The sequence below is a fragment of the Nocardioides maradonensis genome (genome assembly GCF_054777115.1).
This window is the reverse complement of sequence record NZ_BAAHAZ010000007.1, coordinates 67,796-84,316: the sequence shown is the minus strand read 5'-3', so window position 1 is coordinate 84,316 and position 16,521 is coordinate 67,796. Positions and strand designations below refer to the sequence as shown.

The following is a 16,521-nucleotide window of genomic DNA, read 5'->3' as shown; positions in this document are numbered from 1 at the left end:
AGCCGCGGTGATCGCGAACGGCTATCCACAGGTGAGCGCGGCAAGGGCCTCCGCTGCGGTCGCCACGACCTGGACCCCCGACGGCGGTGGTGGGCGTCGTACCACGACGACCGGGATCTCCAGCTCCCCGGCGGCCTGCATCTTGGGCCAGGTGTGCGACCCGCCGGAGTCCTTGGTGACGAGGACGTCGACCCGGTGCGAGCGCATCAGGGCGAGCTCGCCCGCGAGCGTGTAGGGGCCGCGGCTGTTCACGAGGGTCCAGGTCTCGGGCAGGTCGATCGACGGTCGGTCCACCACCCGTGCCAGTGCGGCCGACGAGCCCAGCGCCGGCACGAAGCGGGCCAGCTCCTGGCGCCCGACGGTCAGGAACGGCCGGTAGCCCAGCAGCGCGGCGCACTCGGCGGCCTCGTCGTGGGTGTCGACGTACCTCCAGGTGGGGTCGGGCGGCCAGCCCGCGCGCTCCAGCCGGACCAGCGGCACGTCCTCGGCCGCGCAGGCCTCGACGGCGTTGGCCGACATGCCCCGCGCGAACGGGTGAGTCGCGTCGACGACCACGTCGAAGTCGGCCAGTGCAGCCCGCAGTCCGGCCACCCCGCCGAACCCGCCGATCCGTACCGGGCCGACCGGCAGCCGGGGCTCGGCCACGCGCCCGGCCAGTGACGACATCACGTCGACGCCGACGTCGACGAGCAGCGCCGCCAGCTCGCGCGCCTCGCCGGTGCCACCCAGCAGCAGCACCCTCACGGCAGGATCCTCAGTCCGTGAGGCGCACCGTCGCGCGCCAGCGACAGCAGCGCGTCCACGTCGAGGTGCTCCTCGACGAGGTCAGCGATCAGGTCGATCCGCCGCGCCCGGGCGGCCGGGAACGAGGCGCGTGAAGCGATGCCGAGATGCCGCTGCAGGAACTCAGCGCGGGTCGCGTCGTCCTCGAGCGACCCGTGCACCATCGTCCCGATGATGTTGCCCCGCGCGGTCGGACCGGTGACCCGGCCGTGGTGGATCTCGTAGCCGGCCGGCGTGTGCAGCCGCAGCGTCTTCTCCGCCACGAACGTGGTGGTGTGGTCGAGCAGGCCGAGCCCCTCCACCACGGCTCCGGAGGACCCCTCGATCCCGTCGATGTCGGAGATCGTGCGGCCCAGCATCTGGCAGCCGCCGCAGATCCCCAGCACCGGTCGTCCGCGTCGCGCATGCTCGATGACCGCGACGTCCAGGCCGCGCGACCGCAGCCACGCCAGGTCGCTGATCGTGGCGCGGGTCCCGGGCAGCACCACCAGGTCCGCGTCGCCGAGGTCGCGCGGGTCCGACACGAAGGTCACGTCGAGGTCGGGCTCCAAGCCCAGCGCGTCCAGGTCGGTGAAGTTGCTGATCCGGGGGAGTCGCACGACAGCGACCTTCTTCGCGCCGGCGGCGGCCCGCCGGCCCTCGAGGTCGAGCGCGTCCTCGGAGTCGAGCCAGAGGTCCGGCGACCACGGCAGGACGCCGTAGGTCGGCCGCCCGGTCACCTCCGTGATCCGGTCGATCCCCGGCCGCAGCAGCCCCAGGTCGCCACGGAACTTGTTGACCACGAAGCCCGCGATCAGCGCCTGGTCGGCGGGCTCCAGCAGCGCGACCGTGCCGTAGAGAGCGGCGAACAGCCCGCCCCGGTCGATGTCCCCGACCACCACGGTCGGCACCGACGCGTGCCGCGCGAGGCCCATGTTGACGTAGTCCCCGGCCCGCAGGTTGATCTCGGTCGGGCTGCCGGCGCCCTCGGCGACGACGACGTCGAAGCGCGAGACGAGGTCGTCGTACGCCGCGTGTGCCGACTCGGCGAGGTGCCGCCGCCCGTCCTCCCAGTCGCTCGACGAGACCTCGCCCGCCGGCTGGCCCATCAGCACCACGTGCGAGCGGCGGTCGCTGCCGGGCTTGAGCAGCACCGGGTTCATCGCAGGCTCGGGCGTGACGCCGGCCGCGACGGCCTGCACCCACTGCGCCCGACCGATCTCGCCGTACGTCGGGCGTCCCCCGGTGGTTGAGCCTGTCGAAACCACCATCGAGTTGTTCGACATGTTCTGCGCCTTGTACGGCGCCACCTTCACCCCGCGCCGCGCGAACGCCCGGCACAGGCCCGTCGTGACCACGCTCTTGCCGGCGTCCGAGGTGGTGCCGGCGACCAGCAGCCCGCTCACGGCGCCCTCAGCAGGTAGACGTCCATGACGAACCCGGCTGAGTCACGCGCCTCGGCGCGTGCGACGGCGAGCGCAGCGAGCACGTCGCCCACGCGCCCAGACACGAGGCGCTCCGACGGCGTGCCGAGGTTCGCGCCCCACCAGATCGACCAGTCCTCCAGGCCGTCGAGCTCGAGCGACCGCCCCAGCATGACCACCAGGTTCGTCTGCCCGCCTGCGATGTCGGCGCGCAGCCGGCGCGCGGTCGTGACGTGCACCGGTGCTCCGACGGCGTGCAGCACGATCCGGTGCCGCGCGGCCAGCGCCTGGGGCGCGGAGATGCCGGGCAGGACGTCGTACTCCTCGCCGAGCGACTCGACGATCCGGATCGTCGAGTCGTAGAGGGCGGGATCACCCCAGACCAGGAAGCCGACGGTGCCGGGGCGCTCGTCGAGCACCGCGCGGTACGCCGCCACCCGCGCCCGGTGCCAGTCCGCGACGGCCGTGACGTAGCCCCCGTCGCCGACCGGCTCGCGGTCGCGCTCCGGGTCCCGCACGGCGACCAGCTCGACCCCGTGCTCCTCGCAGATCGCGCGGCGCACGGCCAGCAGCTCGTCCTCCTCGCGCTTCGAAGCGGCGAGGACGTAGTCGCAGCCGCGCAGCGCGTCGCCGACCTCGGGAGTGACGTGCTGCGGACCCATCCCGATGCCGAGGACCCTGATCATTGCTGGTCTTCGAGGTCGCCCTCGACCTCCAGGTAGACGGCGTTCATCGCCTCGATCGTCTCCGGATCGGGCTCGGCCCACAAGCCGCGCTCGGCCGCCTCGTGCAGCCGCTCGACGATGCCGCGCAGCGCCCAGGGGTTCGACGTCCGCAGGAACGCCTGGTTGGTCTCGTCGAGCACGTAGCTCTGGGCCAGCGACTCGTACATCCAGTCGTGCACGACGCCCGCGGTCGCGTCGAAGCCGAAGAGGTAGTCGACGGTCGCCGCGAGCTCGAAGGCGCCCTTGTAGCCGTGCCGCTGCATCGCACCGATCCAGCGCGGGTTGACCACCCGCGCCCGGAAGACCCGGGCGGTCTCCTCGGCGAGCGTGCGGGTGCGGATCGCGTCGGGGGAGGTCGAGTCGCCGACGTACGCCTTGGGGTCCGAGCCCGTCAGCGCGCGGATCGTCGCGACCATGCCGCCGTGGTACTGGAAGTAGTCGTCGCTGTCAGCGATGTCGTGCTCGAGCGAGTCGACGTTCTTCGCCGCGACCTGGATCCGGCGGTAGCTGGCGCGCATGTCGTCGGCCGCCGGGGCGCCGTCGAGGTCGCGGCCGTAGGCGAAGCCGCCCCACGCCGTGTAGACCTCGGCGAGGTCGTCGTCGCTGCGCCAGCTGCCGGACTCGACGACCTGGAGGATGCCTGCGCCGTACGAGCCGGGCTTGGAGCCGAAGATCCGGGTGGTGGCGCGGCGTAGGTCACCGTGCGTCTCCAGGTCGGCCTGAGCGTGGGCGCGGACGAAGTTGCAGTCGGCCGGCTCGTCGAGCTCGGCGACCATCCGCACGGCGTCGTCGAGCATCGCCACCACGTGCGGGAACGCGTCGCGGAAGAAGCCGGAGATGCGCACCGTGACGTCGATGCGCGGCCGCCCCAGCTCCTCCAGGGGTACGACGACCAGGCGGTTCACCCGGCGGGACTCGGCGTCCCACTCGGGGCGGACGCCGAGCAGGGCCAGCGCCTCCGCGATGTCGTCGCCGCTCGTGCGCATCGCGCTCGTGCCCCAGACCGACAGGCCGACGGAGGCGGGGTACTCACCGGTCTCGGCGAGGTAGCGCTCGAGCAGCGAGTCGGCCATCGCCTGGCCGGTCTGCCAGGCGAGCCGCGACGGCACGGCCCGCGGGTCGACGGTGTAGAAGTTGCGGCCGGTCGGCAGCACGTTGACCAGCCCGCGCAGCGGCGAGCCCGACGGCCCGGCCGGCACGAAGCCGCCGGACAGCGCATGCAGCACCGCGTCGAGCTCGTCGGTGGTGCGGGAGAGCCGCGGCACGACCTGGGTGGCCGCGAAGGTCAGCACCTTCCGCACCTCGGGGGAGTCGTGCAGGGTCGGCACCACGGCCGGGTCCCAGTCCGCCTTCTCCATCGCCTCGACGAGGGCGCGTGCCTCGGCCTCGAAGGCATCTGTGTCGTTGGTTGAGTAGCCGCGAGCGCCAGCGAGCGGCGTATCGAAACCACCGCTCATGCCCAGCGCGGCACGCAGCCCCGGCACCGCGTTCCCGACGCCGCCCCAGACCTGGCCGGCGCGCAGGATGGAGAGGACGAGGTTGACCCGTGCCTCGGCCTCCGGCGCGGCACCGAGCACGTGCAGCCCGTCGCGGATCTGGGCGTCCTTGATCTCGCAGAGCCAGCCGTCGACGTGCAGCAGGAAGTCGTCGAACTCCTCGTCGTCGGGCCGCTCCTCGAGGCCGAGGTCGCGGTGCAGCTCGGCCGCCCGCATCAGCTGCCAGATCTCGCCGCGGATCGCCGGCAGCTTCGCCGGGTCCATCGCCGAGATCTTGTCGTACTCCTCGAGCAGCGCCTCGAGCCGCGCGATGTCGCCGTAGGACTCGGCCCGCGCCATCGGCGGCACCAGGTGGTCGACGATGGTGGCGTGGGCGCGGCGCTTGGCCTGCGCGCCCTCGCCCGGGTCGTTGACGAGGAACGGGTAGATCAGCGGCATGCTCCCGATCGCGGCGTCGGTGCCGCAGGACGCCGACATGGCGGCGTTCTTGCCCGGCAGCCACTCCATCGAGCCGTGCTTGCCGAGGTGGATGACGGCGTGCGCGCCGAAACCGTTCTCCAGCCAACGGTAGGCGCCCAGGTAGTGGTGCGAGGGCGGCAGGTCCGGGTCGTGGTAGATCGCGACCGGGTTCTCGCCGAAGCCGCGCGGCGGCTGGATCATGATGACCACGTTGCCGGCCCGCAGCGTCGCGATCACGAGCTCGCCCGCGTCGTTGACGAACAGGCTGCCGGGGGATGCGCCCCACTTCTCGACCATCGCGTCGCGCAGGTCGGCGGGCAGGTCGGCGGTCCAGGCGTCGTACTCCGCCTTCGCGATGCGGACGTGCGCGTCCGTCAATTGACCGCTGGTCAGCCACTCCTCGTCTTGGCCGCCGGCCGCGATCAGCGCGTGGATGAGGGCGTCGCCGGCCTCGGTGTCGTCGGCCATGTCGAGGATCTCGCCGACGGTCCTGCCGGTCCCTGAGCCTGTCGAAGGGGTCGAGACCCCGACGTCGTACCCCGCGTCCCGCATCCGGCGCAGCAGCCGGATCGCTGAGACGGGAGTGTCCAGGCCGACGGCGTTGCCGATCCGCGCGTGCTTGGTGGGGTACGCCGAGAGGACCAGCGCGACCCGCTTCTCGGCGTTCGGGATCCGCCGCAGCCGGGCGTGGTTGACCGCGATGCCGGCCACCCTCGCGCAGCGCTCGGGGTCGGCGACGTAGCGCGGGAGGCCCTGGTCGTCGAGCTCCTTGAACGAGAACGGCGCGGCGCTGATCCGCCCGTCGAACTCCGGGATCGCGATCTGGGTGGCGTAGTCCAGCGGGCTGACACCGTCGTCGGACTCCTCCCACTCCGCGCGGCTCGAGGTGAGGCACAGGCCCTGAAGGACCGGGATGTCCAGCGCGGCCATCCGCTCGACGTCCCAGGCCTCGTCGTCGCCGCCCGCGCTCGCCGTGGCCGGCGTCGAGCCGCCCGCGGCGAGCACCGTCACGACGAGGGCGTCGAGGGTGCCGAGCGCCTCGTAGAGGTCGTCGGGAGCGGCGCGGAGCGACCCCGCGAAGATCGGTACGCCGACGGCCTCACCGGTCGCGTCGATCGCATCCGCGAGGGCGTGGGCGAAGTCCGTGTTCCCGCTGGCCTCGTGGGCCCGGTAGTAGAGCACGCCGACGCGCGGCAGCGCTGCGCCGTCGCGAGCGCCAGCGAGCGACGCGCGTGCCTTGTCGTTGGTTGAGTAGCCGCGAGCGCCAGCGAGCGGCGTATCGAAACCACGGCGAGCCGCGAAGCCCCACGCAGGGATCGCCGCCGGCTCCGCGAACCCCTCGCCGGTGAGCAGCACCGTGTCGGAGAGGAAGGCGTGCAGCTGGCCGAGGTTGGCCGGCCCGCCCTCGGCGAGGTAGCGGTGCGCCTCGGCCGCGACGCCCATCGGCACCGTGGAGCGCTCCATCAGCTCCGCGCTGGGTGTCTGCTCGCCGCCGAGCACCACGACCGGCACGCCCACGGAGGCGAGTCCGGGCCACAGGTCGTCGGGGGAGCCGAGCAGTCGCATGACGACGAGGTCGGCGTCGGCGACCAGCGCGTCGAGCGCCGTACCGTCGAGGCGGGCGGGGTTGCCCCACACCCAGTCGGCGCCGGACGCGCGCGCGGACAGCAGGTCGGTGTCGGACGTGGACAGCAGAGCCAGGCGCACGAGCGCGGTCCTCCTCCGGGGTTCTCGCCCCGTCTAGCGGTCGGATTCGCCCGGGTCAGTGTCTGGCTGTCCGCTCCCGGAAGAGTGGAACACAGTGGCGGAACCGCCCCGGACTCGCACCGGGTTCCTGCACCGCGAGCACTCGCAGCCTACCCAGGGGTGATGGTGGCGGTCAGGACCGCCTCGATGCCGACGACCCGGCCCAGCACGCGGAGGGGGAGCGGCAGGTGGCTGAGGCCTTCCGGGCCGCGCACCAGCTCGAGGTCGGAGAGCCGGTAGTGGTGGCGCCGGTGCTCCAGCCCGCCCCCGCCGGCTGCCTGCAGGTTGCGCATCCAGTCGGACTCCAGTCCGTAGCCGACGATGAACGCCACCCGGTCGCCCTGGCGGAAGGTCAGGACCGGGGTCCGGTACGCGCGACCCGACTTCCGGCCGGTGTGCTCGATGATCCCGTAGTACGGGATCGTCCCCGCCCAGCGGCGCTGGATCGGGTTGGTCACGTGGCGGTTGAACCTCGCCAGGGCGCGCGGCGCGTGCATGCCTCGACGCTACGCCGTCTCGACCGGTAGGTCGTGGTTGCTCCACTGCGACCACGAGCCCGGGTAGAGCGCCGCGTCGATGCCGGCGATGGCCAGCGCCGCGACCTCGTGGGCGGCCGTGACGCCCGAGCCGCAGTACGCCGCCACCGGCCGGTCGGGATCGATGCCGGCCTTCTCGAAGAGCAGGCGCAGCTCGTCGGCCGGCAGGAAGGTGCCGTCCGGCGCGAGGTTCTCGCTGGTGGGCGCGTTGAGGGCTCCGGGGATGTGACCGGCCTTCGGGTCGATCGGCTCGGTGTCCCCGCGGAAGCGCTCCGGGGCGCGGGCGTCGACCAGCTGTCCGTCGTACGCCGGGATGTCGGCGAGCCCGATCGTCGGCAGGTGCCCGGGGCTCAGGGTGACGTCGCCCGCCTCGGGCCTCTCCTCGACGGTCGCGAGCGGGCCGGTCCACGCGCCCAGCCCGCCGTCGAGGAGCCGTACGTCGGCCACGCCCGCCCATCGCAGCAGCCACCACGCCCGCGCGGCCGCGGTGTTGCCGGTGGCGTCGTAGACGACCACGGTGTCGCCGTCGTCGATGCCCCACCGCCGCGCGCTCGCCTGCAGGCTCTCGATCGACGGCAGCGGGTGCCGCCCCTCCGTCGGCTCGGCGGGCGCGGCGAGCTCGGTGTCGAGATCGACGAACACGGCGCCGGGGAGGTGTCCCGCGCGGTAGTCCGCGTGTCCGTCGTACGCCGCCCCTCCGGCGACCGTCAGCTGCCACCGCACGTCCAGCACGACCGGTGGGGTGGGGGACTCGAGTGCTTCCGCGAGCTCACGGGCGGTGATCAGGACGGCCATGTGGCCATCGTGTCACCCGGTACCGTGCCCGGATGGACCGACCGAGGCTCGCCGAGGAGCTCGACCTGCAGCCGCACCCCGAAGGCGGTTGGTACCGCCAGACGTGGGTGTCGCCGGTGAGCGTCACGCTCGAGGACGGCCGGGTGCGCCCGACCGCGACGCTCATCTACTTCCTGCTGCCCGCAGGCGAGGCGTCCGCCTGGCACCGGGTCCGCTCCGACGAGATCTGGCTGGCGCACCAGGGCGAGGTGCGGCTCGAGCTGGGTGGGAGCGGGCCCGAGCCCGGCGAGGTTGTCGAAGCCGTCGTACGGCCCGACAGCGCGCAGGTGCTGGTGCCCGCCGACGTCTGGCAGCGCACGGTGCCCGGCGCCGCGGACGCGCTGGTGAGCTGCCTGGTGTCGCCCGGCTTCGACTTCGCCGACTTCGAGCTGGTCGGGTGAGAGCGGGGCCGAGTACCTCCGTGGTCAACGGGCCGTGAGGATCGCCAAGCGGTCGAGGCGGTCGGTGAAGAACGGGCCGTTCGTGCCGAGGTAGATCGTCCGGAGCTCGCCGGTCGTGCCGGTGGCCGCGTCGTGCAGCTCCGTGCGAGCGGCGACCCGAGCCGCGTCGTGAGGCGCGCGGAGGAGGGCGTCCACCCTCTGCTCCAGCCATGCCGCCCGGTCGGGATGCCCGGCCCAGCGCAAGGTCGCGACCAGGTCCTCCACGACTCGCTCCACCTCGGGCCGGGTGTCGGGGTGGCGCGAGCGGTACGCCTCGGCCTGTGCGACGATCGCGGTGGCGATCCGGTCGCCCCGGGCCGTGATCCTGAGGAGCCGTGCCCCGCGTGCCTTGCTGCCGATCACCGCAGGTCCGGTAATCCCGGTGTACCGACCAGTGCGGATCGTGAGCCCGGAGTAGCCGGGAGTGACGACATGAACTGTCTCGATGGGGATGGTCCGCGAGCGGCGGCCGATCCGGCTGACGACGACCCGCTCGCCGTACAGGTCGATCCGGGAGGCGCTCGCGAGCGCCGCCCACGCGGCGAGGGCGAGGGAGGAGGTGGCGACGACCAGACGAACGGCCCATGGTCCGGGCGTGACGACGACCGTGACGCTGCACGTCACGAGTACGGCGACGAGGACCCCCAGCGTGACGAGCATGGGGATGGACGGACGCCACCGCCTCACGAAGGCGCCCCTGCAGTCCACGTGCTCCATCATCGCCCGCTGCCGCTGATCGTGCGGCGGGGGGCTCAGTCCTCCGGCCGCCACCCGACAGTGCAGCGCACGTCCTGCCAGACGTGGAGGCGGCCGTCCTCGCCGCGCGTCGGCTCGAGGGCGTCGGCTGCGGCCGCGATCGTCGCCTCCACCTGGTCGGGAGACATCCGGTCCCAGGCGGCGCGCTGGCCGACCGAACGCGACCAGCGCACCCAGTGGTCGAGGTCATCGAAGACCGCCGGCACCCGGAACGGCGTGGTGACGACGCGGTCGGCACCCGCGTCGAGCAGGAAGCGCTCCATGTTCGCGTCGGACGCGAACGGGCCGTCCGGGCCGACGACGCGCGGGTCGAACGCCGGCATGAAGGGTCGCAGCAGCGCCTCGGCCTTGGCCCAGTCCGGTGCCGTCGTGCCGAACGTGGTCAGGGCGACCCTGCCGCCAGGTCGCACGAGGCCCATCCACCGCGAGATCGCGGCCCACGGGTCGGGCAGGAAGAAGATGACGAGCGAGGCGGTGACGAGGTCGACGCTCCCCTCCGGTACGTCGGGCGCGCCGGCGTCGCCGCGGATCACCTGCACCTGCGGGCGATCCGCCAGCAGGGCTGCGGTCCGTGCGACCATGGCCGGGCTGTTGTCGACGGCGAGCACCGAGCCCGTCGTACCGACGGCGTCGGCGAGCCTGCTGGTGACCACGCCGCTGCCGCAGCCGAGGTCGACCGCACGCTCACCCGCGGTCGGTGCAGCCGCCTCGATCAGCTGGTCGGCGATGGGGCCGAAGTAGGCCACGCCGTTGTTGTCGTAATCGGCTGCGACCGTGTCGAACAGCGCCGCGACGGCGGCGACCTGGGCGTCGGCTTCCATGACTCGCCAGGGTAGGCCTGCCGGCACCCGCGTGGGGTCGGTTCAGGTCAGCGGCGGGTCCCGATGTGGAACGTGGTGGTCAGCGTCTCGTAGGTGTGGGAGCCGACATAGCTGGTGTCGTGGGTGACGTCGAGGCGCGTCCGGACCGTGTAGGTGCCCGCGCGGTTCGGCGAGCCGCAGAAGAACGCGGGCTGCCAGGTGCCGTTGTTGGCGAACCAGTCGAGCGTGGCGGTGTCGCGGTAGTGGCCGGGGCCGGTGATGACGACGTCGGCCGACCAGCCGCGGAAGTCCTTGATGGAGGCCTCGTCGACGGTGAGCCGGAAGCCGGCGTGGGAGCGGCCGCAGGAGCGCGGGGCGACGTACGCGCCGCGGGTGGTGAGGGTCGCGTGGGCCGAGGACGTCGTGGCCGCGTCGGCGGGGGAGGAGGGCATCATGACGATGCCCGCGAGGGTCAGGAGGAGAGCGGCCACAACTTTGTGCATTTCTCAACCATGCCGGAGAAACGCCCGGTGGAACCGGGGTTGTGACGCGCCGCATAACGGGCGGGCTGTGATCTCGGACAAGCCGCGTCAGGTCTGGCAGCGCGGGCACCAGTAGGTCACGCGCTCCTGGCCGGCGTCGCCGGTCTGCGCCCGGCGGACCGGCGTACCGCAGCGCAGGCACGGCCCGCGGCGCCCGTAGACCCACAGGTCCTCGCGGGTGCTCGGCCCCGTCGTCGTACGACGTGCGCGGTCCTTGTTCGCCTCCAGCAGCCGTTGCGCCAGGTCGACCACCCCGGGCAGGTCCGGTACGTCGCCGACCCGTCGCTCCGGCAGGATCCCGCGCAGGAAGCAGATCTCGCTGCGGTACACGTTGCCGATCCCCGCGAGGTTGCGCTGGTCGAGCAGCGCGAGCCCGATCGGCCGGTCGGGGTCGCGGGCCAGGTGGGCGACGGCTCGCTCCGCATCCCAGTCGGGGCCCAGCAGGTCCGGGCCCAGGTGCCCGACGGCGCGGTCCTCGTCGCGGCGTCGTACGACCTCGACCAGACCGAGCTGGAACCCGACCGCCACCCGCTCGCGGTTGCCGAGGACGATCCGCGCCTGCCAGCCCGGCGCCCGCCACCGCTCGCCGGGCGCGTAGAGGTCCCAGCGCCCCTCCATCTTCAGGTGGGTGTGGATCGTCGCGTCGCCCACCCGGGCGAGCAGGTGCTTGCCCCGGCTCACCACCTCGTCGACCTCGCGACCGGTCAGGTCGACCGTCGCGTACGCCGGCACCCGGATGTCGCAGGTCGTCAGCTCCCTGCCCGCCAGCGCCGCGTGGAGCCGCCGGGCCGCGCGGTGGACCGTGTCTCCCTCGGGCACAGGCCCAGTCTGCCGCGCCGCGCGGTGTCAGGTCGGCGACGGTGTCACTTGGACGGCTGCGGCGCCTTGATCTGGGCGCAGTTGACCTTCGGGTTGACCCCGACGTAGTTCAGCGGCCCGGCCACGATGGTGAGGGCAGTGTCGCTGAACCCGTGGCAGCTCACGTCGGCCTTGCCGGTCAGGTACCCCCGCTGCAGGGCCGCGAGCACACCGATCAGCAGCCACACGACCACGACGGCTCCGATGATGCTCCTCATGCCGGGGCGGTACCCGCGACCGTGCAGGCCATGCCCACCTCAGTCCAGGATCTCCGCCGTGCCCGCCTCCTGCATCGCGGCCAGCCCGTCCCGCATCGCCTGGAGCCGCTCGGGAGGGTGGCCGATCCAGTCGGCGACCTCGCCCACCACCCGCAGCGGGAGGCGGCTGCGGTAGGAGCGGGTGGGGTTGCCGGGGAACTTCTTGTCGGTGACGTTCGGGTCGTCCTCGTAGTCGCCGGTCGGCTCGACCAGGTAGATCCGGCCCCGGCCCTCGCCGGTCGCCATCTCCGCACCCCAGGTCGCGGCGTCGAGGGTGGCGGTGAAGTAGATGTGGTTCATCGTCCGGCCCTCCTCGAAGTTCGACTCCCGGCCCGGGACGAGCAGGTCACCGACCGCGAGATCGGCCTTCGTGCCGTGCAGGAAGACGCCCTCGGCGTACACCTCGAAGGGGACCGGCTCGTTCGCATCGCTCATGGCGCCACCATAAAAGACCAAGAAACAGATGTATCAGGCGTGACCCACGCCACCTCCTCCTTCTGCCGCGGCACCCCTGCCGCGGAGTCCATGGATGCCGCTCCGGGCGGCTGAGGAGGAATCTCGATGTCCAGCTTGATCGACTACACATGTGCCTCGACGGCCGTCGCCAACCCCGACGGGTCGTTCGCGACCACGGTCGGCGGCGCGACCGTCGTGGCAGGACCGGGCGACACGACGGCGGGTCACTTCGACTCGGCGCTCGCGCTCACCGCCGGTGGTGGCGCGACCGTCGACGTCTCGACGTTGTCGCCCGACCTGACCCGTTTCACCGCGCAGGTGGTGTTCGCCCTCGACGCGGTCCCGACCACGCCGCAGACGCTGCTCGCCTGCACCGCCGTGCCGTTCAGCCTCACCGTCGAGCGCGGCAGCGGCGTCGCCGACGCCAGCGTGGTGGCCCGCGCGACGCCGACCGCGGGTGCTCGGGCGGGCGCCAGCACGGCGTACGCCGTCAGCCTGCAGCCGGGCACCTGGTACACCGCGACCCTGGTCTACGACACCGACACGGTGGCGGTGTTCATCGACGACGCACTCGCCTCCGTGCACGCGCTCCCGACGGGCCCCCTGGCCGCCGGAGCCACGAAGCAGCTGCACCTCGGCCACGACGCGACCGGCGGGACGTCGTACGTCGGCAGGCTCGCCTCGGTGCGCTGGCAGGACGACATCCCGGCCGCGCTCGAGGCCGCCCTGGACGCCGCCCGCAGCGGCGCCGAGTGGTTCGTGAGCCACAAGTACGAGACGCTCCCGGCCGGCCTCGCGATGGGCGACCCCCGCTCGGCTCTCGCGTACGTCGCCGGGGTCGGTGCCTACGTCCAGCACTTCCAGAACGGCCTGCTCATGTACGCCGACGGGGCGGGTGTCGCCTTCGAGATGCACGGCGACATCTACGCGACGTACTCCTCGCTCGTCGACGCCTCCCCGCTCGGCTACCTGGTCAGCGACGAGATGGACACCCGGCGGCCGGGCGGGCGCAAGAGCCTGTTCAGCGAGGGCGGCATCTACTGGTCGCCGGCGACCGGGTCGGTGCCGGTGGAGGGCCACCTCTACCTCGACTACGAGGGCATGGGGGAGTCGTCCTCGGTCCTCGGCCTGCCGACCGCCATCGCCGACCACGTGCCGGGCGGTCTCGAGCAGGTCTTCGAGGGCGGACGGATGTACCTCAAAGACGGTGCCTCCGTCGCCCACGAGGTGCACGGGGACATCCTCGGGCACTACCTCGCGACCGGAGGTCCGGGCACGTGGGGCTTCCCGCTCACGAACGAGAGCGATGTGCTGGACTCCAGCACCTCGGTCGGGCGCTTCAACGAGTTCGAGGCGTGCACGATCTACTGGTCGCCCGGCACCGGCGCCCACGAGGTCCACGGCGACATCCGGGAGAAGTACCGCAACCTGCGTGGGCCGATCGGAGAGCTGGGTTTCCCGACGTCCGACGAGGGCGACATCCCCGGCGCGGCGGCACCTGCGCGCTACAACACCTTCCAGAACGGCAGCCTGCTGTGGTTCGGCAGCTACTCCGGGATGGTCACCGCACTGCCCTTCCAGGTCTACCTGGGTCGCATCGACACCGTCGAGAGCGAGGGCTTCCTCATGGGTCAGAACGACCTGTACTTCCGGCTCACGCTCAAGGACGGCGGATCGACGCTGTTCGACCAGCGCTTCCCGTCCAGCGGCGACTACGGCAACAACAACTCGCGCGACGCCGACATCACCATCCCGGTGACGGTGACGCCCAACCGTGCCGACATGGAGATCGTCCTCGTGGTCGACGTCTGGGACAGCGACGACGGGGCGCCGTTCGGCGGCGGTGACGACCACCTGGGCTGCTGGACGAGGTCGCTCACCATGGCCAACGGGTGGGGCCTGCTCGAGAACGGCGGCATCCTGCACTCCGGCGGGTTCTCCAACATCAACGACATCAGCGCGTCGGTGAAGCCGGTCGTGGACCCCGCCACCCTCACCGACGGCGACAAGTGGTGGGGCGTGCAGAACCGCGGCACGCAGGTCGTCACCTACCAGGAGTACGGCGACGCCTTCGCCGACGTCGACGACCAGCCGGAGACCTTCGACCCGACCGACTGGCTCGAGGAGGCGTTCTACGAGCTCGTCGTCAAGGGTCTGGCCGCGAACGGCAACTGTTTCGGCATGAGCCTGGAGGGCATCAACGCCCGCAAGGGCGTGAGCCTCTACTCGCTGCCGCTCAGCCGCTTCACCAGCTGGGAGCAGGTCCGCACCGAGTTCAACATCAAGCACCTCTACCAGGTGGGCTCCGGGCCGGTGTGGTGGTTCGTGGGCGAGTTCCTCAGCGGTCGCACCCACGACCCGGTCGACGTCTTCAACGCCACCGAGGACTGCTTCGCCCGCGGGGACAACCCCGTGCTCTGCCTGTCGCAGCACGCCGACTTCAGCGGTGCCCCGCACTGCGTGATGCCGATCGGCTGGGACCGGTCCGGACCGGAGTGGACGATGACCATCTGCGACCCGAACTTCCCGGCCACCACGCGCACGCTGACGGTCAACCCGACGGCCAACACCTTCCACTACGACGGTGGCAACGTGTACGACGGGAGCTCCACCAGCGGTGGCCGCCTGCACTACATGCCCTACCGGCTGCTGTGCTCCCCGCCGAACACCCCGATCTGGGACGCGATCGCGCTGATCCTGGCCGGCACGGTGATCATCCTCGGCTCGGACTCCCGGACCGAGTCGATCACCAACAGCGGGGGAGCCGACCTCGACGCCTTCGGCGACCGCGCGCGGCAGATCGCGGCCGGGAAGCGGAGCATCGACGACTGCTTCTTCAGCCTCCAGGGCGTGGCGTCGCCGATGGGGCTGGGGCCGGCGGTCAACGGGGTGCTCGAGCGCCCCGTCGGCGACATCGCCAAGATCGACCCGGCCGTCCTCGGCAACGTCGGACGCATCATCGACATCCCCGCCAAGCCGGACAGCCCGATGGTCGGGGAGGTGCTGATGCGGCGCGGGCGCTCGATCCAGGACGTGGTGCTGCAGCGGCGGCCGACGTTCCCGGTCAGCGTGCACACGCCGGTCGGGTCGCTCGTCAACCTGCAGCGGGGGCTGGCGCCCGTCGCGGCGGACATGGTGGCGGACGTGGAGCTGGGCAACCAGATCGCACCGATGACCGTGCACCAGGTGGCGGCGAACAAGGAGCTGATGGGCTCGCTGAGCGAGGCCGCGCAGGTCGCGATCAACGGCACCATCGCCGCTCTGCTCAGCGACGAGTTCACCCACACCGTGCGCGGCGCCGACAACGGTCGCTTCGACTACACCATCAAGCAGGGCCTCACCGAGATCCACGTCGGTTCCGCGATCACCGCGGCCGAGCAGATGTCGGTCCGGGTCTCCGGCCTGGCGACGTCGAAGTCAGTCGTCGAGGTGACCTCGCCGGTCGCCAAGACGATCGACCTGCGGGTGCACCACAAGCTGGGCGTCGGTCCCGACCACCTCGGCATCACCGTGAGTGGCATCCCGATCGCGCCCGACGCGAGCGTCGTGGTCAACCCGAAGCCCGGCCTGGGCGGTCTGGAGATCGTCGCCGGCGGCACGACCCAGGTCGACCTGGCGGTCACCGTCGACACCGTCCTCGGCGGCCGGCCGGTCACGCAGCGGTTCACCGTCCCGATGCAGGGCGGTGCGCGGATCAACCCGGCTCCCGTCGTGGACCAGGGTGCGCTGCAGGTCGCCCAGATCGACGCGGTCTTCGGACCCGCACTCAGCAAGGCCGTCATCGCCGCGCTGCAGTGACCTGACGGGCGGGCTGTCGCGGGGTCGGAGGCCCTGCGGCAGCCCGTCGTCGTATTTCGCCGGAGTCGAGACGCGGATCAGCGCTGATCCGTACGATTTCCCCGTGGACGAGTGGACCGGTTTCGCTCTCGCCGCCCGCGACGGCGACGAGCGTGCGGCCGCGGAGCTCGTCCGGTGCACGCAGGTGCACGTGTGGCGGCTCTGTGCGCGCCTCGGCGACCGGGACCACGCCGACGACCTCGCCCAGGAGACCTACCTCCGCGCCTTCGCCGGGTTGGCGTCCTTCCGCGGTGAGGCGCCGGTCCGTTCGTGGCTCGCGACCATCGCCCGCCGGGTGGTCGCCGATGACATCGCCTGCAGACAGCGGCACCGCATGCTCCGACCGGGGCTCGCGGCGTACGCCGACCTGGGCGACGGCGCGCTGACCCACGAGCTGGTCGCTCGGCTGGATCCCGACCGGCGCGAGGCCTTCGTCCTCACCCAGCTCCTCGACTTCTCGTACGCCGAGGTGGCGGCCCTCTGCGGCTGCCCGGTCGGCACCGTGCGCTCCCGGGTCGCCCGGGCGCGTGCCGAGCTCGTCGGTCACCTCGCGACGGACGGTGTCGAGAACGCCGGCTGAGCCGGGTGCAGTG

At 72.2% G+C, this 16,521-nt stretch carries 15 protein-coding genes and 1 riboswitch; of the genes, 3 read left to right on the top strand and 12 right to left on the bottom strand.

The window, feature by feature from the left end; translation table 11 throughout:
• Positions 1-21 precede the first annotated feature (21 nt).
• The 6 genes from ACYVAQ_RS09970 to ACYVAQ_RS09945 form a co-directional block, all read right to left on the bottom strand.
• Positions 22-744: a cobalt-precorrin-6A reductase gene (locus tag ACYVAQ_RS09970; RefSeq protein WP_460788848.1), complete on the bottom strand. Its 723-nt coding sequence runs from the start codon at positions 742-744 to the stop codon at positions 22-24.
• Positions 741-2,168 carry a cobyric acid synthase gene (locus ACYVAQ_RS09965; protein WP_460788846.1) on the bottom strand — a complete coding sequence of 476 codons (1,428 nt, stop codon included), beginning with the start codon at positions 2,166-2,168 and terminating at the stop codon, positions 741-743. Before ACYVAQ_RS09965 ends, ACYVAQ_RS09970 begins: the two co-directional genes overlap by 4 nt.
• Positions 2,165-2,872 (bottom strand): precorrin-6A synthase (deacetylating), encoded by a 708-nt coding sequence (gene cobF, locus ACYVAQ_RS09960; protein WP_460788844.1) that lies wholly within the window; start codon positions 2,870-2,872, stop codon positions 2,165-2,167. The genes ACYVAQ_RS09965 and cobF overlap by 4 nt, the downstream gene beginning before the upstream one ends.
• The gene (gene cobN, locus ACYVAQ_RS09955; protein WP_460788842.1) at positions 2,869-6,573 is read right to left on the bottom strand and encodes a cobaltochelatase subunit CobN; all 3,705 of its coding nucleotides are present in this window, start codon (positions 6,571-6,573) and stop codon (positions 2,869-2,871) included. Before cobN ends, cobF begins: the two co-directional genes overlap by 4 nt.
• A 36-nt stretch (positions 6,574-6,609) precedes the next feature.
• Positions 6,610-6,746: riboswitch (cobalamin riboswitch) on the bottom strand.
• The gene (locus ACYVAQ_RS09950) at positions 6,723-7,109 is read right to left on the bottom strand and encodes a nitroreductase family deazaflavin-dependent oxidoreductase (RefSeq protein ID WP_460788840.1); all 387 of its coding nucleotides are present in this window, start codon (positions 7,107-7,109) and stop codon (positions 6,723-6,725) included. (Overlaps the previous riboswitch by 24 nt.)
• A 9-nt stretch (positions 7,110-7,118) precedes the next feature.
• Entirely contained in the window at positions 7,119-7,943 is an 825-nt protein-coding gene (locus tag ACYVAQ_RS09945) for a sulfurtransferase (protein ID WP_460788837.1), read from the bottom strand.
• 32 nt (positions 7,944-7,975) lie between these two features.
• On the opposite strand from ACYVAQ_RS09945, the gene ACYVAQ_RS09940 reads away from it, so the two are divergent.
• Complete coding sequence (locus tag ACYVAQ_RS09940; RefSeq protein WP_460788835.1) at positions 7,976-8,383, top strand: cupin domain-containing protein; 408 nt, start codon at positions 7,976-7,978, stop codon at positions 8,381-8,383.
• 24 nt (positions 8,384-8,407) lie between these two features.
• Here ACYVAQ_RS09940 and ACYVAQ_RS09935 read toward each other — a convergent pair whose 3' ends face one another.
• From ACYVAQ_RS09935 to arr, 6 genes are all read right to left on the bottom strand, one after another.
• Positions 8,408-9,109, bottom strand: coding sequence for a hypothetical protein (locus ACYVAQ_RS09935; protein ID WP_460788833.1), 702 nt, complete (start codon positions 9,107-9,109; stop codon positions 8,408-8,410).
• Between the two features lie 65 nt (positions 9,110-9,174).
• A complete protein-coding gene (locus ACYVAQ_RS09930) occupies positions 9,175-9,999 on the bottom strand; it encodes a class I SAM-dependent methyltransferase (RefSeq protein ID WP_460788831.1) in 825 nt (274 codons plus the stop codon).
• 47 nt (positions 10,000-10,046) lie between these two features.
• On the bottom strand, positions 10,047-10,481 hold the full coding sequence (locus tag ACYVAQ_RS09925; RefSeq protein ID WP_460788829.1) for a hypothetical protein: 435 nt from the start codon (positions 10,479-10,481) through the stop codon (positions 10,047-10,049).
• 87 nt (positions 10,482-10,568) lie between these two features.
• Positions 10,569-11,339 carry a DNA-formamidopyrimidine glycosylase family protein gene (locus ACYVAQ_RS09920; protein ID WP_460788827.1) on the bottom strand — a complete coding sequence of 257 codons (771 nt, stop codon included), beginning with the start codon at positions 11,337-11,339 and terminating at the stop codon, positions 10,569-10,571.
• A gap of 44 nt (positions 11,340-11,383) precedes the next feature.
• Positions 11,384-11,596, bottom strand: coding sequence for a hypothetical protein (locus ACYVAQ_RS09915; RefSeq protein WP_460788825.1), 213 nt, complete (start codon positions 11,594-11,596; stop codon positions 11,384-11,386).
• Positions 11,597-11,635: 39 nt separating this feature from the next.
• Positions 11,636-12,070 (bottom strand): NAD(+)--rifampin ADP-ribosyltransferase, encoded by a 435-nt coding sequence (arr, locus tag ACYVAQ_RS09910; RefSeq protein WP_460788822.1) that lies wholly within the window; start codon positions 12,068-12,070, stop codon positions 11,636-11,638.
• Between the two features lie 126 nt (positions 12,071-12,196).
• Here arr and ACYVAQ_RS09905 point away from each other — a divergent pair, with 126 nt between their 5' ends.
• Together ACYVAQ_RS09905 and ACYVAQ_RS09900 are read left to right on the top strand one after the other, a co-directional pair.
• On the top strand, positions 12,197-15,889 hold the full coding sequence (locus tag ACYVAQ_RS09905) for a LamG-like jellyroll fold domain-containing protein (RefSeq protein WP_460788820.1): 3,693 nt from the start codon (positions 12,197-12,199) through the stop codon (positions 15,887-15,889).
• Between the two features lie 103 nt (positions 15,890-15,992).
• On the top strand, positions 15,993-16,508 hold the full coding sequence (locus tag ACYVAQ_RS09900; RefSeq protein ID WP_460788818.1) for a sigma factor-like helix-turn-helix DNA-binding protein: 516 nt from the start codon (positions 15,993-15,995) through the stop codon (positions 16,506-16,508).
• The last annotated feature ends 13 nt before the right edge of the window (positions 16,509-16,521 follow it).